This is a genomic window from Acinetobacter sp. 243_ASPC, from assembly GCF_001054715.1.
In the GTDB taxonomy this organism is placed as follows: Bacteria; Pseudomonadota; Gammaproteobacteria; order Pseudomonadales; family Moraxellaceae; genus Acinetobacter; species Acinetobacter soli.
Map to the genome: position 1 here is coordinate 1 of NZ_JVOR01000109.1, position 1,039 is coordinate 1,039.

A 1,039-nucleotide genomic window follows, 5' to 3' on the forward strand; every position below is an offset into this window, starting at 1 on the left:
ATCAATGAATAAATTTAATCGCTTATAACATGTCATTTAACTTTTTTATTTAAGACAAACGGTTTAGGTGAGTCAGAGGCGCATCTTACAGCGGTTGCACTATTTGGGTTAATAGTATTGAAAGCATTGTCATCCTTATCAAATTTAGGATTAGGTTCCATGCCATATCTATAAATTGTTGTTACACTACCGCCAATTTTTAGATCTAAAACACCAGCCTCCTGATAAGTGCTTCGAACCGATTTGAGTGTCCCTGTCGCTGGGCCTTGAGGGTTTTTTTCTGGTGAATGCTTATAATACTGAGGATCAAACCAATCCGACATCCATTCATAGCTATCAGTTGCTAAATCATAAAAGCCGAGTGGCGTAGGATTGAATTTTCCTAAAATTGGAATCGGAACGCCATCTAAATCATAAGACTTACTTACTTGATCACGTTGTTCATCACTCCATACATTTTGTCCTGGTTCATATTCACCATTATCCGTTGGATAGATGACATATTGTCCACGGTTTCTGGCAGCATATTCCCATTGCGCTTCGGTCGGCAGCGTCATTGGTATCCCCACTTGTTGGCCTAGCCATTGACAGTAATCGTGTGCTTGTTGCCAGCTCACACCTGCGGGTGCATTCGGAACGCGTAACTTTTTGGAAATTTCTTCCATTGCAATTTTTTTCTGCCCAGTCGCTTCAGTATAAATATCAAAGTCATCAAAGGTAGTCTTATACGCATTTAAACTAAAACTATCGAGAGTGACTTTATGTAGAGGCATCGCTGCATAAAGGCCAGTGATGGGTAATTTATCTTTACGTGTGACGTAGCCAAAATCACCCATCATAAAGCTTCCACCCTCAACAAAAATCATATTCTTTTTTGTTTTATCAACGAGTTTTTGAATTTTTTGTTGTAATTCGGCTGAAGGCTGAGCTGCTTTAGTGGAGGTTTCTGTCGATTTTGCACAGGCACTTAAAGCAAGAGTTGAAAATAAAAAAATTACAAGATTTTGTTTCATCATCTTTTTATAAGTCATAACGTTAC

The 1,039-nt window shown here is 38.5% G+C and carries 1 protein-coding gene; it reads right to left on the reverse strand.

Annotation, left to right across the window (positions count from 1 at the left end; translation table 11 throughout):
• Positions 1 to 32: 32 nt before the first annotated feature.
• Positions 33 to 1,031, reverse strand: coding sequence for a formylglycine-generating enzyme family protein (locus tag ADA42_RS14750; protein ID WP_048765977.1), 999 nt, complete (start codon positions 1,029 to 1,031; stop codon positions 33 to 35).
• Positions 1,032 to 1,039: the final 8 nt, after the last annotated feature.

Coding starts and splice junctions, on each gene's coding strand:
- ADA42_RS14750 (WP_048765977.1), bottom strand. CDS start 1,031: ATGACTTATAAAAAGATGATGAAACAAAATCTTGTAATTTTTTTATTT.